Raw genomic sequence first — 23,174 nt, forward strand, 5'->3', positions numbered from 1 at the left:
GCGCGTGGCTGCTCGCGCGCACGTCGGCGCGCGCGCGCATCCGGCGCCGCGTCGCCGGCCACGCGTCGCTCGTCCGCTCGCTCGACGGGCTGCCCTGTGTGCTGCTGCCCGATGCGCGCCCGTATGCGGGCTGGTTCGACGGCCTCGGTTGCCGCACGCTCGCCGATCTGCGCCGCCTGCCGCGCGCGGGGCTGCAGCGCCGCTGCGGTCCCGCGCTGCTGGCCGCGCTCGATCGTGCATACGGCGAAGCGGTCGAGCCGCTTGCGTGGATGGCGGTGCCGCCCGTGTTCGACGTGCGGCTCGAATTGCCGGAGCGCGTCGAATACGCGGAAGCCGTGCTGTTCGCCGCGCGCCGGCTCGTCGTGCAGCTCTGCGGCTGGCTGGCCGCGCGGCAACTGTCGCTGGCCGCGATGACGTTCGATCTCGAGCACGAGCGCGGCCGCCAGGCCGTGCCGCCGACGCCGCTCGAACTCGCGTTCGCCGCGCCCGTACGCGACGAGGCGCACTTCATGCGGCTGCTCGGCGAGCGGCTCGCGCGCGTCGAGTTGCCGGCCGCGGTGATCGCGGTGCGCCTGAAGGCCACGCGCGTCGAATCGGTCGCGCCGCCGGCCGACGATCTGTTTCCCGAGCCGGGCGGCACGCGCGAGACGCGCGCGCGGCTGTTCGAGTTGCTGGTCGCGCGGCTCGGCGCGGAGAACGTGCTGCGCGCGGCGCCCGTCGCCGATCACCGGCCCGAAGCCGCGAACCGCTGGCTGCCGTTCGATGCGCAGGCCGGCAAGCCGGCCGCTGGTCCGCCGGCCGTGCCGCCGCGTCCCGCGTGGCTGCTGGCCGAGCCGCTGCCGTTGCTGATGCGCGGGGAGCGGCCGGTATTTCATACGCCGCTCAGGATGATGTCGTCGGCGGAACGGATCGAGGCCGGGTGGTTCGATGGTCAATTGGCCGCGCGCGATTACTACGTTGCGCAGGGCGAAGAGGGGGCGTGCTACTGGGTATTCAGGGAGCGGACGAGCAGTCGGTCGGCTCCGCACTGGTTTCTGCACGGCCTGTTCGGGTGAGCGGTGATGGCTGCGCAATACCAGTTTCTTCCCGACTACGCGGAGTTGTTCTGCCGCTCGAACTTTTCGTTCCTGCATGGCGCGTCGCATGCGGAGGAACTGGTCGAGCGCGCGTTCGAGCTCGGCTATCGCGGGATCGCGATCACCGACGAATGCTCGCTCGCAGGCGCGCCGCGCATGCATGTCGAGGCGAAGGCGAAAGGGCTGCCGCTCGTCATCGGTTCGTATTTCGAAGTCACACCGGATGAAGTCGCACCTGGCCACGATCCGGGCCCCGGCGCGTTCGGACTCGTGCTGCTCGCGCAGAACCGCGAGGGTTACGGCAACCTGTCCGAGCTGATTTCGTGGCGGCGGATGGCATCGCCGAAGGGCACGTATCGACTGACGTCGAGGATGCTGTCGGTGCCGCCCGAGGCGTTTGCACACTTGCGCGGAATGCCCGACTGCTTCGCGATTCTCGTGCCCGCGTATCCGGTGCGTGCGGACGTACTCGATGCGCAGGTCGCATGGTTTCGCGCGACATTCGGCGAGCGTGCGCGGCTGGGGCTCGTGCAGTTGCAGCGCGCGCTGGACGGTGCGCAACGCGAGGAGATTCGTGCGGCCGGCGCGCGGCGTGGGGTGCGCATCGTTGCGCTTGGCGACGTGACGATGCACCGGCGGTCATGCAAGCCGCTGCAGGACGTGATGACGGCGATCCGGATCGGGATGCCGGTCTCGGAATGCGGCTATGCGCTCGCGCCGAACGCGGAGCAGCATCTGCGCAGGCGACAGCGAATCGCAGAACTGTTCTCGCCGGACGAGATCGCGCAGACGTGCGCGATTCTCGATGCGTGTCATTTCGAACTCGATTCGCTGCGCTACGAGTATCCCGACGAGATCGTGCCGAAGGGGCTCACGCCGACGAGCTATCTGGAGCAGGAAACCAGGGCAGGGGCGGCCGGGCGCTATCCGCAGGGTATTCCGGAGAAAGTGGCGAAGCAGATCCGGTATGAACTCGACCTGATCGCGAAGCTGAACTACGAACCGTTCTTCCTGACCGTCTACGACATCGTCAAATACGCGCGCAGCCAGAACATCCTGTGCCAGGGCCGGGGCTCGGCCGCGAACTCGGTCGTCTGTTACTGCCTCGGCATCACCGAAGTGAATCCCGATCAGAGCACGATGCTGTTCGAGCGTTTCATCAGCGAGGAACGCGGCGAGCCGCCCGACATCGACGTCGACTTCGAGCATCAGCGTCGGGAAGAAGTGATCCAGCATATCTACGAAAAATACGGACACGATCGCGCCGCGCTCGCCGCCGCCGTATCGACGTATCGCCCGCGCGGCGTGCTGCGCGAAACCGGCAAGGCGCTCGGCGTCGATCCGATGCTGGTCGATCGCGTTGCGAAAGGGCACCGCTGGTTCGACGGCAGCCGCGATCTGCTGCAGAAGTTCGCGACGACCGGGCTCGATCCCGAAACGCCGCTGATTCGCGCATGGGCCGAACTGGCGGGGCGATTGCTCAATTTTCCGCGCCACCTGTCGCAGCACTCCGGCGGCTTCGTGATCAGCCGCGGCAAGCTCACGCGGCTCGTGCCGGTCGAGAACGCGGCGATGGACGGGCGGCGCGTGATCCAGTGGGATAAAGACGATCTCGAGGCGCTCGGACTGATGAAGGTCGACGTGCTGGCACTCGGCATGCTGTCGGCGCTGCATCGCGCATTCGACATGCGCACCGCGTGGCGCGGGCCGCCGGAGCCGGGCGGCGAGCCATTCACGCTGAAACACATTCCGCAGGATGATGAAGCGACCTACGACATGATCTGCCGCGCCGACACGGTCGGCGTGTTCCAGATCGAATCGCGCGCGCAGATGTCGATGCTGCCGCGCCTGCGGCCGCGCAATTATTACGATCTGGTGATCGAGGTGGCGATCGTGCGGCCGGGGCCGATTCAGGGCGGAGCGGTGCATCCCTATCTGAAGCGGAGGCAGGGCATCGAAAAGGTCAGTTACCCGAAGGAAGATCTGAAGCCCGCGCTCGAACGCACGCAGGGTGTGCCGATCTTCCAGGAGCAGGTGATGCAGGTCGCGATGATCGCGGCCGGCTTCACGCCCGGCGAAGCCGACCAGTTGCGTCGCGCGATGGCCGCGTGGAAGCGCAAGGGCAATCTGGAGCAATATCACCGCAAGATCGTCGACGGGATGCGCGAGCGCGACTATCCGCCCGAATTCGCCGAACAGATCTTCGAGCAGATCAAGGGCTTCGGCGATTACGGTTTCCCCGAAAGCCACGCGGCGAGCTTCGCGAAGCTCGCCTACGCCAGCAGCTGGCTCAAATGCCACGAACCGGCGATCTTTCTCGCCGCATTGCTGAACAGCCAGCCGATGGGTTTCTACCCGCCGTCGCAACTCGTGCAGGACGCGAAGCGCCACGGCGTGCAGGTCCTGCCGGTCGATGTCACGCAAAGCGACTGGGAAGCATCGCTCGAAGCGCTGCCCGGCCAGCCGCCGCCGCCGCACGGCCAGCCTGCCGTGCGGCTCGGCCTGTCGCTCGTGCGCGGCCTCGGCGAAGCCGCCGCGCGCCGCATCGAAGCCGCACGCGCGGCGGGTCCGTTCGAGAACGTCGACACCCTTGCGCGTCGCGCGCAGCTCGAACGCCGCGACCTCGAAGCGCTCGCCGCCGCGAACGCGCTCGCGACGCTCGCCGGCCATCGCCGCGATGCACTGTGGCAGGCCGTCGCCGCGGCGCCGGAGCGCGACCTGCTCGCCGCCGCGCCGATCGACGAAGCGGAGAAGCCCGTGCTCGGCGCGCCGTCGGAGGCCGACGACATCCTCGCCGACTATCACACCACCGGCCTCACGCTGAACCGCCATCCGGTCGCGCTGCTGCGGCCCGCGCTGCGCGCGCAGCGGCTGTCGTCCGCGGCCGAACTGCGCGACCGACCTGACGGCCGGCTCGCACGCGCGTGCGGGCTCGTGACCGCGCGGCAGATGCCAGGCACCGCGAAAGGCGTGATGTTCATGACGCTCGAGGACGAAACGGGTTGCGTGAACGTGATCGTCCGGCCCGAACTGCTCGCGCGGCAGCGCCGCGAAACCCTCGATTCGCGGCTGCTCGCAGCGTCCGGCGTGTGGCAGGTCGTGAGCGACGTGAGGCACCTCGTCGCGCAGCATTTCGAGGATCTGACGCCGCTGCTCGGCGGCCTGCGCACGTCGAGTCGCGAATTCCACTGACTCCCCCGACGCGTGCCGCCCGCCTGCGCGGCGCTTCGCCCCACGATGCATACCAGTCGGCTCAACTGGTTCTATCCCGGTCTCATATTCGCACCCGAAACCTGGCTGAACCGGGCACTGGAACTGTCCCCTTGCATACCACATCGGGTAAATCCCTATCCCGTACAGCATTGTAAACAAAGGCTTTCCCGGCACTAAAACGCTTGCGCGGCAAGGCTTTCGGCGATTTTCACGCCGCTAATACCAGTTCGTTGACTGGTATTATGGTGGTTATATAATGCGTTCACTTTCGACGGCCCGAGGTCGTCGTCCGACACCCGGAGGCACATGGAAACCGGCTGGTCCGAACTGGCGCCCGATCCCCTCAGCGACACGCCGCTCTACCTGCAGCTCGCCCGCAACCTGGCGAGCGCGATTCACGGCGGCGCGTGGCGGGCCGGCGAGGCGCTGCCGTCGGAGCGGCTGCTGTCGGTGTCGGTCGGCGTATCGCGGATCACGGCCCGCCGCGCACTCGCGCTGCTGGTCGAACAGGGGCTGATCACGCGGGCGCGCGGTGCGGGCAGCTTCATCACGCCGCGCGTCGCCGATCCGCTGTCGCGTCTCGTCGGCTTCACCGCGAAGATGCAGCAGCGCGGCTTCATGCCCGATTCGGTGTGGCTGTCGCGCAGGCTGCGTGCCGCGAGCCGCGACGAGATCGTGCATCTCGGCCCCGCGCCGGGCGCGACGGTTGCTCGGCTCGAACGGCTGCGCCGCGCGGACGGCATCGTGATGGCCGTCGAGCATTCGACGCTGCCGGCCGCGGTGGTGCCCGATCCGCAGGCGCTCGGCGCATCGCTGTACGAATACCTGGAAGCGCGCGGCATGGTTGTCGTGCGCGCGCTGCAGCACTTTCGCGCGGTGAACGCGACGCGCGAGATCGCGAAATGGATGGCGGTGAAGCCGGGCGCGGCGCTGCTCGTGATCACGCGCATCGGCTACGGTGCCGACCAGCGCGCGATCGAAGTGACCGAATCGTATTGCCGCGACGACTACTACGACTTCGTCGCCGAACTGAAACGCTGACGCGCGCGACTGCCCGCGCGCGACATGCGCGAAGCAACGACACGGATTTGCAAATCACGACGCGGATGCCCGCGTCACCAGATCATCAAGAGAACGTCATGCTGACTGGAAACATCCTCACCCCCGCCGGCTGGATTCACGGTTCGCTCGATAGCGAGAACGGCCGCATCACCACGCTCGACGGGACGCCCGCCGATCCCGCGAAGAACGACGCGCCGTACATCCTGCCCGGCTTCATCGACCTGCACGTGCACGGCGGCGGCGGCGCCGACGTGATGGAAGGCGGCGACGCGATCGAGACGATCGCCCGCACGCACGCGCAATTCGGCACGACGAGCCTGCTCGCGACGACGATGACCGCGCCGCGCGACGAACTGATGAAGGTCGTCGGCAATCTCGGCAGCGTCGCGCGCACCCGCACGCCGGGCGGCGCGCGCGTGCTCGGCGTGCACCTCGAAGGGCCGTACATCAACCCGGGCAAGCTCGGCGCGCAGCCCGACGCGGCCGTGTCGGCCGTGCTCGACGAAGTGCTGAAGTACCTGTCGATCGCGCCGATCCGCGTCGTCACGCTCGCGCCGGAAATCGCCGGCCACATCGAGATCATCGGCGAGATGGCCGCGCGCGGCGTGCGCGTGCAGCTCGGCCACTCGCTCGCGACCTACGACGATGCCGTCGCCGCGCTCAAGCACGGCGCATGCGGCTTCACGCACCTGTTCAACGCGATGTCGCCGCTGCATCACCGCAACCCGGGCCTGGTGGGCGCGGCGCTTGCGCATGCCGAATACGCGGAAATCATTCCCGACCTGCTGCACGTGCACCCGGGCGCGATTCGTGCTGCGCTGCGCGCGATCCCGCGCCTGTACGTCGTGACCGACAGCACGTCCGCAACCGGCATGCCCGACGGCGAATACCGGCTCGGCAGCCAGCACGTGACGAAGTGCCTCGGCGGCGTGCGGCTCGCCGACGGCACGCTCGCCGGCAGCACGCTGACGATGGACCAGGCGCTGCGCAACCTCGTGTCGCTCGGCCTGCCGATCGCCGACGTGTCGAACCGGATGTCGCGCTATGCGGCCGACTACCTCGGCGTCGCCGATCGCGGCCGCCTCGAGCGCGGCGCATGGGCCGACCTCGCGGTGTTCGATCGCGACCTGAACCTCACCGCGACCTATGTCGAAGGAGAATCGATTGTCGAATATGCTTAAGGAAGCGCGCGAGTCCGCCCAGGTCGTCGCCGCGCAAATCGCCGACACCACGCGCGTCGAAGCGCTCGCCGGCCAATTGCTCGATCACCCGCCGGCCGTCGCGCTGACGGTCGCGCGCGGCAGCTCGGATCACGCCGCGAGCTATTTCGCGAGCCTGACGATGAGCCGCCTCGGCGTGCCGGTCGCGTCGCTGCCGATGTCGGTCGCGACGCTGCAGCAGGCGCCGCTGAAGGTGCAGGATCAACTCGCGATCGCATTCTCCCAGTCGGGCAAGAGCCCCGACCTCGTCAACACGATGGCCGCGCTGCGCGAAGCCGGCGCGCGCACCGTCGCCGCCGTGAACGTGCTGCCGTCGCCGCTCGCCGATGCGTGCGAGCACCAGTTGCCGCTGCTCGCCGGCCCCGAACTGTCGGTCGCCGCGACGAAGAGCTATATCGCGATGCTGTCGCTGTCCGCGCAGATCGTCGCTTACTGGCAGCGCGACGCCGCGCTGATGACCGCGCTGCGCGGCTTGCCCGACGTGCTCGCGCAGGCCGGCCGGCTCGACTGGTCGCAGGCCGTTGCCGCGCTCGCGGGCGTCGAGCGGATGATCGTCATCGGCCGCGGCCTCGGTCTCGCGATCGCGCAGGAAGCCGCGCTGAAGCTGAAGGAAACGTCCGGCATCCAGGCCGAGGCGTTCTCGAGCGCCGAAGTCCGTCACGGGCCGATGGAGCTGATCGACCGCGACTATCCGCTGCTCGTGTTCGCGCCGCCGGGGCCCGAACAGGCCGGCCTGCTGCAGCTCGCGCAAGACATGCGTGCACGCGGTGCCGCCGTGCTGCTCGCGGCGCCCGCCGGCACGCCCGGCGTATCGGGCACGGTGCTGCCGCTCGCGCAATCCGCCCATCCGGCGCTCGACCCGATCGCCGCCATTCTTTCGTTCTACGTGATGGCGGCGGATCTTGCCGTCGCGCGCGGCCGCAATCCCGACACGCCGCGCCACCTGAACAAAGTCACCGAAACGCACTGATAGCCGAGACCGCCGATGAGACGCGCCGAGGAGTCCCAGTTGAAGAGTCCCACCCACGATCAGATCGTCCTGCTTGCCCCGCTGACGGGGCCGATCGTTCCGCTGGCCGACGTGCCCGATCCGGTGTTCTCCGGCGGGATGTTCGGCGACGGCATCGGCATCGACCCGCTCGCGGGCAGGCTCGTCGCGCCGTGCGCGGGCATCGTGTCGCATCTCGCGCGCACGGGCCACGCGGTGACGATCACGACGCCGCAAGGCGCGGAAGTGCTGCTGCACATCGGCATCGACACCGTCGAGCTGAACGGGCAGGGCTTCGCCGCGCACGTCGAGGCCGGCGCGCGCGTCGAGGCGGGCGATCTGCTGATCGAGTTCGACCAGGACGCGGTCGCGCGCAGCGCGCATTCGCTCGTGTCGGTGATCGCGATCGCGAACTCCGACGCGTTCGAGGTCGTCGACCGTGCGAGCGGTTTCGCGACGGCCGGCGAGACGCCGCTGCTCGCGCTGCGCGGCAAGGGCGAAGCCGCCGCGCAGGCGGCGCAGGCCGGCGCGGCGGCGCACAACGAAGTGCGCCGCGAAATCGTGCTGGCGCAGCCGGGCGGCCTGCATGCGCGGCCGGCCGCGCGTGCGCGTGAAGCCGTGCGCGGGCTCGACGCGACCGTCGACGTGCTGTTCGACGGCCGCAAGGCTTCGATCGCGAGCGTCGTCGGCCTGCTCGGCCTCGGCGCCGGCGAAGGCGCGACGGTCGAACTGGTCGGCCGCGGCGCGCACGCACAGCAGGCCGTCGATGCGGTCGAGCACGAACTGCTGCGCGAAGCGCACGGCGAGGTCGAGGAAAAGCCGGCACGGCTGAGGTCGCCCGCGCCGCAGACGGTCGCGCGCAACGTCGGCGCGCCGATTGACCCGAACTCGCTCGCGGGCGTGTGTGCGGCCCCCGGCATCGCGGTCGGCACGCTGGTGCGTCTCGACGATGCGGAAATCGTGCCGCCCGAGCAGGCAGCCGGCACGCCGGCCACGGAAAGCCGCCAGCTCGACCAGGCACTGAAGGCAGTCGATGCCGAACTCGACGAAACGGTGCGCAGCGCATCGGCGCGCGGCGCGGTCGGCGAAGCGGGCATCTTCGCGGTGCATCGCGTGCTGCTGGAGGACCCGACGCTGATCGACGCGGCACGCGACCTGATCAGCCTCGGCAAGGGCGCGGGCTTCGCATGGCGCGCGACGATCCGCACGCAGATCGACACGCTGTCGAAGCTCGACGACGCGCTGCTCGCCGAACGCGCAGCCGACCTGCGCGACATCGAGAAGCGCGTGCTGCGCGCGCTCGGCCACACGAACGGCGCGGCGCGTGCGCTGCCCGACGAGGCCGTGCTCGCGGCCGAGGAATTCACGCCGTCGGACCTGTCGTCGCTCGATCGCCAGCGCGTGACCGCGCTCGTGATGGCGCGCGGCGGTGCGACGTCGCACGCGGCGATCATCGCGCGGCAGCTCGGCATCCCTGCGCTGGTCGCGGTCGGCGATGCGCTGTATGCGATTCCGGACGGCACGCAGGTCGTCGTCGATGCGAGCGCGGGCCGTCTCGAACACGCGCCGACCGCGCTCGACGTCGAACGCGCGCGGCACGAGCGCCAGCGCCTGGACGGCGTGCGCGAAGCGAACCGGCAGCTGGCAGGCGTTGCCGCCGTGACGGCCGACGGCCGCGCGATCGAGGTGGCCGCGAACATCGCGACGCTCGACGACGCGAACACCGCGGTCGACAACGGCGCGGACGCGGTCGGCCTGCTGCGCACCGAACTGATGTTCATCCATCGCCAGGCCGCGCCGACGGTCGTCGAACACCAGCAGAGCTACCAGTCGATCGTCGACGCACTGCAGGGCCGCACGGCGATCATCCGCACGCTCGACGTCGGCGCCGACAAGGAAGTCGACTACCTGACGCTGCCGCCCGAGCCGAACCCGGCGCTCGGCCTGCGCGGCATCCGCCTCGCGCAGGTGCGCCCGGATCTGCTCGACGATCAGTTGCAGGGCCTGCTCGCGGTGAAGCCGTTCGGCGCGGTGCGCATCCTGCTGCCGATGGTCACCGACGCGGGCGAGATCGTGCGGCTCAGAAAGCGCATCGACGAGTTCGCGCGCGCGCAGGGCCGCACCGAGCCGATCGAGGTCGGCGTGATGATCGAGGTGCCGTCGGCCGCACTGCTGGCCGACCAGCTCGCGCAACACGCGGATTTCCTGTCGATCGGCACCAACGACCTGACGCAGTACACGCTCGCGATGGACCGCTGCCAGGCCGATCTGGCCGCGCAATCCGACGGCCTGCATCCGGCCGTGCTGCGCCTGATCGACATCGCGGTGCGCGGCGCCGCGAAGCACGGCAAGTGGGTCGGCGTGTGCGGCGCGCTCGGCGGCGATCCGCTCGCGGTGCCGATTCTGGTCGGCCTCGGCGTGACCGAACTGTCGGTCGACCCGGTAGCGGTGCCGGGCATCAAGGCGCGTGTGCGCCGTCTCGATTACCAGTTGTGCCGTCAGCGCGCGCAGGATCTGCTCGCGCTCGATTCGGCGCAGGCGGTAAGGGCAGCAAGCCGCGAGGTCTGGCCGCTCGACTGAACGTCGAAGGCAGGCTCGCGACCCGTTTCACTACGAAAGCAATTAGGTCAACGACGATTCATGACGAGACAAGGATTGGAGGACTGAATGAACGGGAATCCGTTTCTGAAAATACAGGGCCTGGGCCGGGCGCTGATGCTGCCGATCGCGGTATTGCCGGTCGCCGGCATCCTGCTGCGGCTCGGCCAGCCGGACGTGTTCAACATCAAGATGATCGCCGACGCCGGCGGTGCGATCTTCGACAACCTGCCGCTGCTGTTCGCGATCGGCGTGGCGGTCGGCTTTGCGAAGGACAACAACGGCGTCGCTGCGCTTGCGGGTGCGATCGGCTACCTGATCGAAACCGCGATCATGAAGGACATCGATCCCAAGCTGAACATGGGCGTGCTGTCCGGGATCATCGCGGGTGTGGTCGCGGGCTTGCTGTACAACCGCTTCAAGGACATCAAGCTGCCGGACTACCTCGCGTTCTTCGGCGGCAAACGGTTCGTGCCGATCATCACGGGGCTGGTCTGCGTGATACTCGGCATCGTGTTCGGGTACGTGTGGCAGCCGGTCCAGCATGCGATCGACGCGGCCGGCCAGTGGCTGACGACGGCGGGCGCGATCGGTGCGTTCGTGTTCGGCTTCCTGAACCGCCTGCTGCTCGTCACGGGCCTGCACCACATCATCAACTCGCTCGCGTGGTTCGTGTTCGGCAACTTCACGCCGCCCGCCGGCGGCGACATCGTGCACGGCGACCTGCACCGCTTCTTCGCGGGCGACCCGACCGCGGGCACCTTCATGGCTGGCTTCTTCCCGATCATGATGTTCGGCCTGCCGGCTGCGTGTCTGGCCATGCTGCACGAAGCGCCGAAGGAGCGCCGCGCGATGGTCGGCGGCCTGCTGTTCTCGATGGCGCTGACGTCGTTCCTGACCGGCGTGACCGAGCCGATCGAGTTCAGCTTCATGTTCCTCGCGCCGGTGCTGTACGTGATCCACGCGGTGCTGACGGGGCTGTCGCTCGCGATCTGCCAGATCCTCGGCGTGAAGCTCGGCTTCACGTTCTCGGCCGGTGCGATCGACTACGTGCTGAACTACGGGCTGTCGACGAAGGGCTGGATCGCGATTCCGCTCGGCATCGCATACGGCGCCGCGTACTACGGGCTGTTCCGCTTCTTCATCCGCAAGTTCAGCATGGCGACGCCGGGCCGTGAGCCGGCATCGGCCGACGCGGCGGCGGAATCGTACGCATCGGGCGGCTTCGTCGCGCCGGCCGCGGGCGCCGCATCGGCTGCACCGCGCGCGCAGCGCTACATCGCCGCGCTCGGCGGGGCGGGCAACCTGACGGTCGTCGACGCATGCACGACGCGCCTGCGCCTGACCGTCGTCGATCCGGAGCAGGTATCGGAGCCGGAACTGAAGTCGATCGGCGCGCGCGGCGTGCTCAAGCGCGGCGGCAACAGCGTGCAGGTGATCATCGGGCCCGAGGCCGACCTCATTGCCGACGAGATGCGTACCGCGATCGGCAGCGGTGCGACCGGCGCGGCGTCGACGGCGACGGCCGCCGCGGCGCAGCCCGTCACGGGCGCGGCCGCCGGCCCGCTCGATCCGGAGCCGGCACGCTGGCTCGCGGTATTCGGCGGGGCGACCAACGTCGCGTCGCTCGACGCGGTCGCGACCACGCGCCTGCGCGTCGTCGTGCGCGATCCGTCGGCGGTCGATCGCGATCGTCTCGGCGCGCTCGACGTCGCGTGGGTGTCGCTCGACACGTTCCACATCGTCTGCGGCAACGCGGCGGCACGCTATGCCGAACAGCTCGGCGCCCGCCTGCCGCCGGCGGCAGGCGGGGCGGCAGCGCAACCGGCATGACGCAATAAGGCCGGCAGGACCCGCGCTGCGGGTTCGGGCCGGTCGGCAGAAACGAAAACGGCTTGCGATGCGTCGCAAGCCGTTTTGCTTTGGTGGGGCGATTGCGCGATGCGTTCGTCCGCATCGCTCAACCGCTCAACCGTTCACGGGTTCGTCAGCGTGAAGGTCGGCTTCCGGAAGCCGATGCCCGCGCGGTCGAGCTTCGGCAATTCGCGTTGCGTGAGCAGCGTCGCGAAGCCGGCCCAGTCGCGCTGCAGCGCGGCCGTGTCGACGTGATGCGTATCGCCGCGCTTGTAGCGCACGCCGGCCGCGTACGGCAGCTCCCAGTCGGCCCGGTGCCACGCGCGCTCGGCGAGCGCGAGCAGCCGCGGGTAGGCCATGTATTCGAGGAAGGTGTCGTTGCGCATCACCTCGCCCCACGCCTGCCCCTGCATGCCTTCGACACGCGGCGCGGGGCCCGAGCCCGTTACCTCGAACGCGTTGCCGCCACGGTCGCCCATCACCTCGGCGTTCTGCGGCAGGTTCTCCGGCGCGAGCGAGAACACCTTGTACTCGTCCGTCGCGTGCGAGCCCCAGTAGTAGCCGCGCTCGCGCGGGTTGAGCGTGTACGGGAAGTCGAAGTACAGGTAGTCGGGCAGCGCCAGCACCGTCAGGTAGCCCTTGCCGCTCAGGTCGCGCGCGCTGTCCGACGCGCCCCAGAAGATCGTGTCCCACAGCGACACCATCACGTGGCGCGTGCCGAAGTCCTGCGGCCCGTTCGCATGCTTGATGCCGTCCTGCCACGCGGCCATCGTGTCGATCCCGTTCGCGTTGACGGCCGCGCTCACCTGTTGCGCGAAACGCGTCGGCAGTTCGTCGATCGACTTGATCTCGCCGCGCTGGAGCAGCGCCGTGCATGCGGGCGAACGCGCCCACGGCTTGTCCTGCGCGGCGAGATCGATGCGGCCCTTGTTCGGGTCGGTGCCGTTCAGCGGCTGAAAGCCCGCGCCGAGCAGGATGTTCTTCGCCTCGTCGCCGCCATAGTGCCAGGTGTGCAGCGGCGCCTGCGCGTCCGCATGCATCGCCGCGATCTCGCGGATCACCTTCGACGCGAAATTGAGCGCGCCCGGCACGCACGGGTTCAGGTCGCTGCGGCGGTCGTAGAACTGCACCGTCAGCAGGTTCGACGTGTCCTGCGGATCGAGCAGCCGGTATGCGTTCGCTTCCTGCTCGCGGCCGGCCGCATGCAGCCGACGGTAGCGCGCCTCCATCGTCACGACGGCCGCGCGCGCGTGCGCGGGCATGTCGATCTCCGGAATGATCTCGACGAAACGCGCGGCCGCGTAGCGCACGAGCGCCACGTAGTCGTCGCGCGTCAGGTAGCCGCCGCCCGAGCGGTTGTCCGGGCCGGAGCCGAGCTGCGGCAGCAGGCAGCGCGTCTCGCTCGGGTCGTGGCAGCGGCGCGAGCCGATCTCGGTCAGCTCGGGCAGGCCGGGGATCTCGATGCGCCAGCCTTCGTCGTCGGACAGATGCAGGTGCAGGCGGTTGAGCTTGTATGCGCTCATCTGGTCGATCAGGCGGCGCAGCGTCGCCGGGTGCTTGAAGTTGCGCGCGAGGTCGACGTGCATCCCGCGATGCGTGAAGCGCGGCGCATCCTCGACGAGCATCGCCGGGATCGGGCCGCCGCCGGCCGGCGCGAGCGAGAAGAGCGTCTGCACGCCGTAGTAGAGGCCCGCGCGATCGTAGGCTTCGATGAACACGCCGCGCGGCCCGATCGCGAGCCGGTAGCCGCCCGGCGTCGCGATGTCGGCCGGCAGCCGGCGCGGCGCGACGGCACCCCACACGGGCACGCGTGCGCCGTCGAGGCCGAGCGTCGTCGCGCGCTCGCGCAGCGCCGCGACCTGCGCGTCCGGCAGGTTCGGCAACGCGAACTCGACGCCGCGCAGGTCGAGCGTGCCGGGCAGCGGCTGCTCGCGCTTCACGCTCGGCAGCGCCCGGCTCGCGTCGGGCCGGGCGGCTACCGGCGGCGCATTGCCGGTCGAGTTGTTCTGCGCGTCGGCCGGCAGCGATTCGACGTAGCGCAGCTCGTCGTCGGTGTCGTTGTAGCGCAGCACGGCGGGCGGCGCGCCGTCGACGACGACGTACGGGCGCGGAATCACGTCGCTGTAGCGCAGCAGCCAGTATTCGGCGACGAACGGCAGCTCGATGCGCTCGCCCGGCGCAAGCCGCACCGAGCCCGGCTGCGGCGTCAGCTCGTACAGGTCGCCCGTGAGCCGCCGCAGCGCGAAGCCCGGACGATCGATCCGCAGCAGGCGGCGGATGCTGTGCAGGTAGAGCTTCCAGCCGCCGTCGGCGATCGCCTGGTGGCCGCGGTTCTGCAGGATCAGGCGGCCCGTCGCGCAGGCCGCGCCGTCGGCGCCGAGATCGGCGCACGGCACGCCGGCCGCGGCTGCGTGGTTGTTGTCGACGGCGACGCGCAACGCGAGGCCGTTCGACAGCAGCGTCGCGAGACTGGCCGCTTGCGCGGTGGGCTGCGCGATGCCTGCGGTTGCGCCGGCCGCGGTCGACGCCGGCTGGGCGCCGATCGCGGCCGGCGACAGCGCTGCGATCAGCGCGCCGGCAAAGAGGGATGACAAGGTGTGCTTCATTCGAACTCCTGAGAAAAAAGGGGGCGTAGCGGCGTCGTGGGGTGACGTCGCTGCGATCGGGTCTTTCAGTGGAGCTGCGGGAGATGCCAGCGTGCGGGGCGATGCGGCCGCACCGCGCGCATTCGGCACGCGGGGGCGTGCGTTACGGAACGGGAGGCGGGCAGGCGTGCCGATCGGATCGGCGGGGCGGCGTACGCGCGTTCATCGGCGGCGCGCGGCAACGGCCGCAATGGCGAAGCGGCCGCGGTCGGCTATGTTCGTCCGGCCGCGCACGCTGGCGACGACAGGCGCCGCCGAACGGCAACCGGCCGCCGCCCGGCGACACGATGCGCAGGCGCGCGCCATAAACGGGATTCGCATGTCTCCCCCACCCAGAAGGATTCGGCTTGTCAGCGGCCGTGTCCAACGATCTTATGAAACCTTTTATTGGTATTCAAGTGGTATCAATCTGGCGCTAAATTGGCATCGGCGTGCGGTGCCTGTCCGGTCGGCAGGGACGAAAAAAAACCTCGCGCGAAGCGAGGTTCGTTCCGGACGGCGGCGGCGCGATCCGCCGCGCAGCATGTCACGCGTCAGTCGCGGCGCGCGCGCGCGGGCGCTTCCTGCGTCTTCTGCCGTGCTTCGAGCCACATCGCATTGACGATGCCGAACGACAGCGCGACGCCGATACCGAGAATCCAGCTGAAATACCACATGATCCGACTCCTTGCGAAACGGTGGACGGGGGCGCCTGCGCGCCCCGGCCCGGTTCAATACATCGAGTGATTGTTCTCTTCGAGCGTCTGGCGCGTGACCTTGCCGCGCATCACGCGATACACCCAGCCCGTGTAGATCAGGACGATCGGCAGGAACACGATCACCGCGAACAGCATCACCTGCAGCGTCTTGTGGCTCGACGTCGAATCCCACACGGTCAGGCTGCTGCGCGGGTCGAGCGACGACGGCATGATGAACGGGAACATCGAGAAGCCGGCGGTCAGGATCACGCCGACGATCATCAGGCCCGTGCATAAGAACGCCGTCTTCTCCTGCTTCGAGCCGGCGAGCAGCAGCGCCAGCAGGCCGCCCGCGATCCCGACGACCGGCGCCGCGATCATCCACGGAAACTCGCCGTAGTTCGCGAGCCACAGGCCCGAGCCGGCGGCGACGTCCTTGAGCAGCGGGTTCGCGACCGTGTCGGTCGGCGCGGCGTTCGTGATGTGGAAGCCGCCGATATACGACGCGATCAGCACGCCGGCCAGCACGAACAGCACGACTGCGAGGAACGACGCCACACGCAGCGCGATCGATGCGCGGCGCGCGATCACGCCGTCGGTCTTCATCTTGATGAACGCGGCGCCGTGCGCGACGAGCATCGTGAGGCTGACGAGCCCGCACAGCAGCGCGAACGGGTTCAGCAGCGCCCAGAAGCTGCCGTAATAGGTCACGCGCAGGTCGCTGTCGAACTTGAACGGCACGCCCTGCAGCAGGTTGCCGAACGCGACGCCGAACACGAGCGCCGGCACGAAGCCGCCGGCGAACAGGCCCCAGTCCCAGCCCGCGCGCCAGCGCGGGTCCGGCCGCTTGCTGCGGTAGTCGAAGCCCACCGGCCGGAAGAACAGCGCGAACAGCACGAGCAGCATCGCGAAGTAGAAGCCGGAGAACGACGCGGCATAGACGAGCGGCCAGGCCGCGAACATCGCGCCGCCGGCCGTGATCAGCCACACCTGGTTGCCTTCCCACGTCGCGCCGACCGTGTTGACGATGATGCGGCGCTCCTCGTCGGTCTTGCCGAGGAACGGCAGCAGCGCGGTCGCGCCCATGTCGAAGCCGTCGGTGACGGCGAAGCCGATCAGCAGCACGCCGACGAGCAGCCACCAGATCAGCTTGAGAGTTGCATAGTCCATAGCGATTCCTTGTTCCGTTTCGGGTGCGTGCTCAGGCCGGGGCGCGCTCGCTGGCGGCCGCGAGTTCGTGGTGATAGCGGCCGGTATGCAGCGACGACGGGCCGAGGCGCGCGTACTTGAACATCAGCTTGATCTCGATGACGAACAGCGCGGTGTAGAACAGGATGAAGCCCGCGAGACTCAGGTACAGGTCGGTCGGTGTCAGGCTCGACGCGGACAGGTGCGTCGGCAGCACGCCCGCGATCGTCCACGGCTGGCGGCCGAGCTCGGCGACGATCCAGCCGAATTCGATCGCGATCCACGGCAGCGGGATCGCCCACACCGCATAGCGCAGGAACCAGCGGCGGTTGTCCTGCAGCAGTTCGCGGCGCGCGCAGAACCAGAACGCGGCAACGAACGTCGCGACGAACAGGAAGCCGAGGGCCACCATGATCCGGAACGAGAAGAACACGGGCGCGACCGGCGGGATCGTCTTCTTCGCGGCGGCCTTGATCTGCTCGGGCGTCGCGTCGGTCACGTTCGGCGTGAACTGCTTGAGCATCAGCCCGTAGCCGAGATACTGCTTGTGCTGGTCGAACAGTTCGCGCGTCGCGGCGCTCGTGTCGCCCTGCTTGATCTTCTGCAGCGCGCCGTACGCGATCATCCCGCTCTGGATGTGCTCCTCGCTGCGCTTCGCGAGATCGCGCAGGCCGATCACCGGTTCGTCGATCGAGCGCGTCGCGATCAGGCCGAGCGCATACGGGATCTTGATCGCGTAGTCGGTACGCTGTTCTTCCTGGTTCGGAATGCCGATCAGCGTGAACGATGCGGGCGCCGGCTGCGTTTCCCATTCGGATTCGATCGCGGCGAGCTTCATCTTCTGCACTTCGCCGGTCGTATAGCCCGATTCGTCGCCGAGCACGATCACGCAGAGCGTCGCCGCGAGGCCGAAGCCGGCAGCGACCGCGAACGAGCGCAGCGCGAAGTCGATGTCGCGCTTCTTCAGCAGGTACCACGACGACACGCCGAGCACGAACATCGCGGCCGACACGTAGCCGGCCGACACCGTGTGCACGAACTTCACCTGCGCGACCGGGTTGAACAGCACGTCGAACAGGTTCGTCATTTCCATCCGCATCGTCTGGTAGTTGAACTCGGCGCCGACCGGGTTGTTCATCCAGCCGTTCGCGACGAGGATCCACAGTGCGGACAGGTTCGAGCCCAGCGCGACAAGGAACGTGACCATCAGGTGCTTGACCTTCGACAGGCGGTTCCAGCCGAAGAAGAACAGGCCGACGAACGTCGATTCGAGGAAGAACGCCATCAGGCCTTCGACCGCGAGCGGCACGCCGAAGATGTCGCCGACATAGTGCGAGTAGTACGACCAGTTCGTGCCGAACTGGAATTCGAGCGTGATGCCGGTCGTCACGCCCATCGCGAAGTTGATGCCGAACAGCTTGCCCCAGAACTGGGTCATGTCCTTGTAGACCTGCTTGCCGGTCATCACGTAGACGGCCTCCATGATGACGAGCAGCCAGGACAGGCCGAGCGTCAGCGGCACGAACAGGAAGTGGTAGAGCGCCGTGATGCCGAACTGCAGGCGTGATAGATCGACGACTTCACTACTTATCATGGTGGTCTCCCTCGGTGGGTGCAGGCGCCGGTACCGAGAGCAGCTTCTCGGCGACGGCGGCAGGCGGAAGCGACATGTGCTCGGCCTGCGGATGATTGAAGAATGCGTATTTGAGCGACATCAGGAGGATCAGCTTGACGATCAGCACCAGGGTGATGTCGCGGGTGAGGGTCGGTCCGCGAGCCCACGCGGCGATGCGCGCACGCCAGCCGATCGTGCCGGCCGGCCGCTGGGGAGGCGGCGCAGGCTCTTTATTGATCGAGATCAAGGCGATTATCCTGAATCGATTTAGGTCGGATTGGGGGCGACTTTACGTCGGATTTATGACGGCCGTGAAAGCTGTTTTAATCCTTTTGCGCCTGACATGCCAATTTTAAGATGGCGGCTTTCCGATGCCGAGTGCTGCGCTGCGGCAGACCGTCGCTAACTGCGGGCTGAAACTTGAGGCAGATCAAGGTTGTGCGGAAGGGGTCCGAAAACGGCCTAATGCCTGATGAATCAGGTCAATTGATCGGCGAAGAAACGGGCGGTAAAGCGGATGAAACGCAGCGGGAAAAGCGGAAAAGCAGCAGGAAAAAGCAGACGAAAAAAAACCGCTGCCGGTCGGGCAGCGGTTTTCGATGAAGCGCTCTGAATCGCCGGATTTATGCGTATTCGGCGAGGGCGGTGCGCATCTTTTTCATTGCGCTCGCTTCGATCTGGCGGATGCGTTCCGCGGACACGCCGAACTCGGCGGCGAGATCGTGCAGCGTCGAGCCGCCCGAGCCGTCGTCGTCGACGTGCAGCCAGCGCGCCTCGATGATGCGACGGCTGCGCGCGTCGAGCGCGTCGAGCGCCTGCGCGATGCCGTCCGTCTGCAGCGTGTCGCGCTGACGCGCTGCAAGCACGGCGGTCGGCTCGTTGTGCGAGTCGGCCAGGTAGGCGATCGGCGCGTACGACTCCTCGCCGTCTTCCACCTGCCCTTCGAGTGCGATGTCGCCGCCCGACAGGCGCGTTTCCATCTCGGTCACGTCTTCGCGCTTGACGTTGAGCTCCTGCGCGAGGCCGTCGATTTCCTCGGGCGTCATCGCCTGCATGCTCTTCTTGTGGCTGCGCAGGTTGAAGAACAGCTTGCGCTGCGCCTTCGTCGTCGCGACCTTCACCATGCGCCAGTTGCGCAGGATGTACTCGTGGATCTCGGCCTTGATCCAGTGGATCGCGTACGACACGAGGCGCACGTTCTGGGCCGGATCGAAGCGCTTCACGGCCTTCATCAGGCCGATGTTGCCTTCCTGGATCAGGTCGCCGTGCGGCAGGCCGTAGCCGAGATAGTTGCGCGCGATCGACACGACGAGACGCAGGTGCGACAGCACGAGGCGACGCGCCGAGTCGAGGTTGTTGTTTTCGCGGAATTCGGTTGCGTACTGGCGTTCCTCTTCGGCCGTCAGCAGAGGAATGCGATTGACGGCCTGGATATACGCGTCGATGTTGCCAAGCTGGCCCGGCAACATCGATTGAGCTGCGAGCGCCAGCGAGCCTGCCGATTCGGCCTTGGCCGGCGTCGGGCTCAGGATATTCGGAAGGGTCAGGGCGTTGCTCACTAAAAACTCCTTTGGAATCAGGGACAAACCCCGGGTCTCGGATGAGATTCCGGGGCCAATCTTAGCACTCCCGTAAACCGAGTGCTAATTCCTTAGAGCGGGCGTGGGCATCTGAGTTCCCGATTTTTCTATCGAGATAGTTGAGTCGATAGTCTAAATTGCGACCAAGGCGGCGGATCGAAGTTCCGTAAACCCTTGTTTCTGATAGGAATCAGTAGACGATTTCGATTTTTGTCGTTTTGGAAGGAAGCCATTTCGCTTCGTGATGCCGATCCGAAAAGTCCTTTACCATACCATTCAGTTCGCTCGGGCCAGGCCGTCGCGGCAGGCTCCATTCAACCCACAAAGTTGGAGTGTCAGATGAACAATAAGAAGAATCGCCGGCCCCGCAGCCGGCTTGCGCTGCATGCGATGCTGGCGGCGTCACTTCTGGGCGGATCGGGTGCGGCGTTCGCGGATCGATGGGGTATCCAGGCGGGCGGCGGGTTTTCGGATCGTCACGGGATCGACAAGGCCGATCTCGGCGTGGTGTGGGATCCGGGCTGGAACTGGTGGGAAATCGGCGGCTGGCACTTCGCGTTCGTGATGGAAGGCCACGTCGGCTACTGGCACACGGGCGGCAATGTCCACGGCAGCATCGGCGAATTCGGCGGGACGCCGATGTTCCGCTTCATCAAGAGTGCGGGCCAGGTGCGCCCGTTCGTCGAGGCCGGCGCCGGTATCCGGTTCCTGACTTCCCCGACGATCTCCAACAATCTTTCGCTCGCGACGTCGTTCCAGTTCGTGGATGTCGTCGGCGTCGGCGCACAGTTCGGAGAACGGCAACAGTATCAGGTCGGTTACCGTTTTCAACATGTGTCTAACGCGGGTATCAAAGAGCCGAATCCTGGTATAAATTTCCACCAGTTCTACGTGCAGTACAACTTCTGATCCGCATGCCCGCGCACGGCGTGCGCGTTGCCGAGGAGTCAGGCGATGGCGAAGGTGGTCGATGCGATCCGCGCGCTCGAGCGCGATCGGTTCCGGGCGATGGTGGACGGGGACGGCGAGACGCTCGACGCGCTGCTGTCGGACAAGGTGTTCTTCGTGCACACCAACGGCAAACGTGAAACCAAGCAGCAGTTCATCGACGCCATCGTCGCCGGCCGCCGCCGCTATCGTCAGATCGAAATCCAGTCGCAGGACGTGCTGCCCGTCGGCGGCGAAACCTGCGTCGTCACCGGGCGCGCTTTGATCGAGATGGAAACGAACAACGGCGGCCTGGTCTTCCCGATTGCCTATACGTCCGTCCACACCGAGGAGCAGGGCCGCTGGTGCCTGCTCGCATGGCAGGCGACGCGGTGCGCGACCGAGACATGAGCGCGCGTGGCGCTCCTTTTCATGTCCCCACCGAAGCGGCCTGATGGGCCGCTTTTTGCTGGCCCGTGCGGCGCGGATCGCGCGGCGCACGGGCGGTCACGCCCTGCTCGCTGACTGTCGAACCCTGAGCGTCAGGCCGCCGCGCGGCGATCCGTGCAATGCCATGCCGAACGGTTGATTGCGCTGACGATTGCATCGAGCGCGGCGCTTGCCGCATCGGCGTGCAGGCCGACCCCGTGCCGCAGCGGCGCATCGCCGACCCGGCAGCCGACCGATACCGCGATCCGGCCGTCCGTCGTGCGCGCATGTTTGTACGACGCGATGTCGATCGCAGCGCCGGCGGCCGCCGCGAATGCCGCGGCGAAATGTCGCACGGCATCTTCGGGCGTCGCGTCGGCCGCTGCCGGCGCTGCCGCGATCTCGCGGCTCTGCCAGCGCGCACCGCTGCCATGCCGCGCGGCCGGGCCGTCGGTCTCGAAGAATTCGCGGGCGAACAGCGCGCAGATCGCGTCGCCCGTCACTTCCTCGCCGGACGCGTCGGCGAGCGTCTGCACCGCATGGCTGAATTCGATCTGCACGCGGCGCGTCGGCGTGAAGCCCATCCCGCGTTCGAGCAGGAACGTCGCGCCGCCCTTGCCGGACTGGCTGTTCACGCGGATCACCGCGTCGTAGCTGCGGCCGAGGTCGGCCGGGTCGATCGGCAGGTACGGCACTTCCCAGACCGCGTCGGGGCGCTGCTGCGCGAAACCCTTGCGGATCGCGTCCTGGTGCGAGCCCGAGAACGCGGTGAACACGAGGTCGCCCGCGTACGGATGGCGCGGATGCACGGGAATCTGGTTGCAGCGTTCGACGACGCGGCGCATCGCGTCGATGTCGGAGAAGTCGAGGCCCGGGTCGATGCCTTGCGTGTAGAGGTTCAGTGCGAGCGTGACGAGATCGACGTTGCCGGTGCGCTCGCCGTTGCCGAACAGGCAGCCCTCGATGCGGTCGGCGCCCGCGAGCAGCGCGAGTTCGGCCGCCGCGACCGCGGTGCCGCGATCGTTGTGCGGATGCACGGACAGCACGATGCTGTCGCGATATGCGAGGTTGCGGTCCATCCATTCGATCTGGTCGGCGAACACGTTCGGGCTCGCGGCCTCGACGGTGGCCGGCAGGTTGACGATCATCTTGTGGTCGCGGGTCGGCCGCCAGGTTTGCGCGACCGCGTCGCAGATCTCGCGCGCGAACGTCAGCTCGGTCATGCTGAAGGTTTCCGGCGAGTACTGGAAGGTCCAGTGCGTGTCGGGGCGCGCGGCGGCGTGTTCCTTGATGATGCGCGTGCCGTCGACCGCGAGCGCCTTCACGTCGTTCTTCGACATCCCGAACACGATGCGGCGGAACGACGGGCAGACCGCGTTGTACAGGTGCACGATCGCGCGCGGCACGCCTTCGAGCGCGTCGAACGTGCGGGCGATCAGGTCTTCGCGCGACTGCACGAGCACCTCGATCGTCACGTCGTCGGGAATCCGCTTGTCGTCGATCAGCTTGCGGACGAAATCGAAGTCGGTTTGCGACGCCGACGGAAAACCGACTTCGATCTCCTTGAAACCGATCGCGACCAGCATCTCGAAGAACTCGAGCTTCTGCTCGATGCTCATCGGCTCGATCAGCGACTGGTTGCCGTCGCGCAGGTCGGTGCTCATCCAGACGGGCGCGCGCTCGATGGTGCGGGTCGGCCAGCGGCGGCCATTGATGCGGACGGGCTCGAACGGACGGTACTTGTCTTGCGGATTGCGCTTCATCTTCTGGACCTCGGGTCTCAAGTCGCGAGCGAAGACGGGCGGCAGGGGCGACGGTTGGCGCTGCCTCGCACCGCGGCGCGCGATCGCGCTGCGGATGCGGATGATCTTCGCGAATCGACCGACGGATAGACGGACGAATGCTGACGACTTCGGGTTGTAAAAACTGCGAGAGGGGTACGGCGAGGAACTGCTGGGAGGGACCGTGCGGACAGCACACGGCGCTACGACAGCCTTAGGCTAGTCGTAGCGATAGCGGCCGCGCTAGGCGGCCGGAGGTAATTCGGAGGGTGTTCGGAAAGGAACGCATGACGGCAACTCTATGCCAGGATGCGCTCGCGT

At 67.8% G+C, this 23,174-nt stretch carries 17 protein-coding genes; 10 read left to right on the top strand and 7 right to left on the bottom strand.

The genetic code is table 11. The features are described 5' to 3' along the window. From ACPUER_RS19700 to nagE, 7 genes are all read left to right on the top strand, one after another. A partial coding sequence (locus tag ACPUER_RS19700; RefSeq protein ID WP_425131916.1) for a Y-family DNA polymerase occupies positions 1-1,055 on the top strand: 1,055 nt, incomplete at its 5' end. Positions 1,056-1,061: 6 nt separating this feature from the next. Continuing rightward, positions 1,062-4,268 carry an error-prone DNA polymerase gene (locus tag ACPUER_RS19705; RefSeq protein WP_425131917.1) on the top strand — a complete coding sequence of 1,069 codons (3,207 nt, stop codon included), beginning with the start codon at positions 1,062-1,064 and terminating at the stop codon, positions 4,266-4,268. 327 nt (positions 4,269-4,595) lie between these two features. After that, positions 4,596-5,330, top strand: coding sequence for a GntR family transcriptional regulator (locus ACPUER_RS19710; RefSeq protein ID WP_425131918.1), 735 nt, complete (start codon positions 4,596-4,598; stop codon positions 5,328-5,330). Between the two features lie 98 nt (positions 5,331-5,428). Then, the gene (nagA, locus tag ACPUER_RS19715) at positions 5,429-6,532 is read left to right on the top strand and encodes an N-acetylglucosamine-6-phosphate deacetylase (protein ID WP_175963633.1); all 1,104 of its coding nucleotides are present in this window, start codon (positions 5,429-5,431) and stop codon (positions 6,530-6,532) included. After that, on the top strand, positions 6,525-7,541 hold the full coding sequence (locus ACPUER_RS19720) for an SIS domain-containing protein (RefSeq protein ID WP_175963664.1): 1,017 nt from the start codon (positions 6,525-6,527) through the stop codon (positions 7,539-7,541). Before nagA ends, ACPUER_RS19720 begins: the two co-directional genes overlap by 8 nt. Positions 7,542-7,556: 15 nt before the next feature. Beyond that, positions 7,557-10,139, top strand: coding sequence for a phosphoenolpyruvate--protein phosphotransferase (gene ptsP, locus ACPUER_RS19725; protein WP_310135245.1), 2,583 nt, complete (start codon positions 7,557-7,559; stop codon positions 10,137-10,139). A gap of 87 nt (positions 10,140-10,226) precedes the next feature. Continuing rightward, the gene (gene nagE / locus ACPUER_RS19730; RefSeq protein ID WP_175963635.1) at positions 10,227-11,990 is read left to right on the top strand and encodes an N-acetylglucosamine-specific PTS transporter subunit IIBC; all 1,764 of its coding nucleotides are present in this window, start codon (positions 10,227-10,229) and stop codon (positions 11,988-11,990) included. A gap of 143 nt (positions 11,991-12,133) precedes the next feature. Here nagE and ACPUER_RS19735 read toward each other — a convergent pair whose 3' ends face one another. The 5 genes from ACPUER_RS19735 to cydP all read right to left on the bottom strand — a co-directional run bounded on the left by ACPUER_RS19735 (position 12,134) and on the right by cydP (position 18,383). Beyond that, a complete protein-coding gene (locus ACPUER_RS19735) occupies positions 12,134-14,617 on the bottom strand; it encodes a family 20 glycosylhydrolase (RefSeq protein WP_425131919.1) in 2,484 nt (827 codons plus the stop codon). A gap of 572 nt (positions 14,618-15,189) precedes the next feature. Further along, positions 15,190-15,312, bottom strand: a complete 123-nt coding sequence (gene cydX / locus ACPUER_RS19740; protein ID WP_124862559.1) for a cytochrome bd-I oxidase subunit CydX — start codon at positions 15,310-15,312, stop codon at positions 15,190-15,192. Positions 15,313-15,366: 54 nt separating this feature from the next. Continuing rightward, on the bottom strand, positions 15,367-16,503 hold the full coding sequence (cydB, locus tag ACPUER_RS19745; protein ID WP_175963637.1) for a cytochrome d ubiquinol oxidase subunit II: 1,137 nt from the start codon (positions 16,501-16,503) through the stop codon (positions 15,367-15,369). A 31-nt stretch (positions 16,504-16,534) separates the two neighbouring features. After that, positions 16,535-18,115 (bottom strand): cytochrome ubiquinol oxidase subunit I, encoded by a 1,581-nt coding sequence (locus ACPUER_RS19750; protein WP_175963638.1) that lies wholly within the window; start codon positions 18,113-18,115, stop codon positions 16,535-16,537. Further along, positions 18,105-18,383 (bottom strand): cytochrome oxidase putative small subunit CydP, encoded by a 279-nt coding sequence (gene cydP / locus ACPUER_RS19755; RefSeq protein ID WP_425131920.1) that lies wholly within the window; start codon positions 18,381-18,383, stop codon positions 18,105-18,107. Before cydP ends, ACPUER_RS19750 begins: the two co-directional genes overlap by 11 nt. Before the next feature lie 218 nt (positions 18,384-18,601). Here cydP and ACPUER_RS19760 point away from each other — a divergent pair, with 218 nt between their 5' ends. Next, positions 18,602-18,739 (top strand): hypothetical protein, encoded by a 138-nt coding sequence (locus tag ACPUER_RS19760; RefSeq protein ID WP_175963639.1) that lies wholly within the window; start codon positions 18,602-18,604, stop codon positions 18,737-18,739. Positions 18,740-18,759: 20 nt separating this feature from the next. Here ACPUER_RS19760 and rpoH read toward each other — a convergent pair whose 3' ends face one another. Beyond that, on the bottom strand, positions 18,760-19,695 hold the full coding sequence (gene rpoH, locus ACPUER_RS19765; protein WP_175963640.1) for an RNA polymerase sigma factor RpoH: 936 nt from the start codon (positions 19,693-19,695) through the stop codon (positions 18,760-18,762). A gap of 360 nt (positions 19,696-20,055) precedes the next feature. Between rpoH and ACPUER_RS19770 the strand changes: the two genes are divergently transcribed. Further along, positions 20,056-20,625, top strand: a complete 570-nt coding sequence (locus tag ACPUER_RS19770) for an acyloxyacyl hydrolase (RefSeq protein ID WP_072444709.1) — start codon at positions 20,056-20,058, stop codon at positions 20,623-20,625. 45 nt (positions 20,626-20,670) lie between these two features. Next, positions 20,671-21,054, top strand: coding sequence for a nuclear transport factor 2 family protein (locus ACPUER_RS19775; RefSeq protein WP_425131921.1), 384 nt, complete (start codon positions 20,671-20,673; stop codon positions 21,052-21,054). A 131-nt stretch (positions 21,055-21,185) separates the two neighbouring features. On the opposite strand, the gene leuA is transcribed toward ACPUER_RS19775, so the two are convergent. Then, a complete protein-coding gene (gene leuA, locus ACPUER_RS19780; RefSeq protein WP_425131922.1) occupies positions 21,186-22,835 on the bottom strand; it encodes a 2-isopropylmalate synthase in 1,650 nt (549 codons plus the stop codon). Positions 22,836-23,174 lie beyond the last annotated feature (339 nt).

Origin of the sequence: Burkholderia sp. DN3021 (genome assembly GCF_049805555.1) — a bacterium.
In the GTDB taxonomy this organism is placed as follows: Bacteria; Pseudomonadota; Gammaproteobacteria; order Burkholderiales; family Burkholderiaceae; genus Burkholderia; species Burkholderia pyrrocinia_C.

Coding starts and splice junctions, on each gene's coding strand:
- ACPUER_RS19705 (WP_425131917.1), top strand. CDS start 1,062: ATGGCTGCGCAATACCAGTTTCTTCCCGACTACGCGGAGTTGTTCTGC.
- ACPUER_RS19710 (WP_425131918.1), top strand. CDS start 4,596: ATGGAAACCGGCTGGTCCGAACTGGCGCCCGATCCCCTCAGCGACACG.
- nagA (WP_175963633.1), top strand. CDS start 5,429: ATGCTGACTGGAAACATCCTCACCCCCGCCGGCTGGATTCACGGTTCG.
- ACPUER_RS19720 (WP_175963664.1), top strand. CDS start 6,525: ATGCTTAAGGAAGCGCGCGAGTCCGCCCAGGTCGTCGCCGCGCAAATC.
- ptsP (WP_310135245.1), top strand. CDS start 7,557: ATGAGACGCGCCGAGGAGTCCCAGTTGAAGAGTCCCACCCACGATCAG.
- nagE (WP_175963635.1), top strand. CDS start 10,227: ATGAACGGGAATCCGTTTCTGAAAATACAGGGCCTGGGCCGGGCGCTG.
- ACPUER_RS19735 (WP_425131919.1), bottom strand. CDS start 14,617: ATGAAGCACACCTTGTCATCCCTCTTTGCCGGCGCGCTGATCGCAGCG.
- cydX (WP_124862559.1), bottom strand. CDS start 15,312: ATGTGGTATTTCAGCTGGATTCTCGGTATCGGCGTCGCGCTGTCGTTC.
- cydB (WP_175963637.1), bottom strand. CDS start 16,503: ATGGACTATGCAACTCTCAAGCTGATCTGGTGGCTGCTCGTCGGCGTG.
- ACPUER_RS19750 (WP_175963638.1), bottom strand. CDS start 18,115: ATGATAAGTAGTGAAGTCGTCGATCTATCACGCCTGCAGTTCGGCATC.
- ACPUER_RS19760 (WP_175963639.1), top strand. CDS start 18,602: ATGCCTGATGAATCAGGTCAATTGATCGGCGAAGAAACGGGCGGTAAA.
- ACPUER_RS19770 (WP_072444709.1), top strand. CDS start 20,056: ATGAACAATAAGAAGAATCGCCGGCCCCGCAGCCGGCTTGCGCTGCAT.
- ACPUER_RS19775 (WP_425131921.1), top strand. CDS start 20,671: ATGGCGAAGGTGGTCGATGCGATCCGCGCGCTCGAGCGCGATCGGTTC.
- leuA (WP_425131922.1), bottom strand. CDS start 22,835: ATGAAGCGCAATCCGCAAGACAAGTACCGTCCGTTCGAGCCCGTCCGC.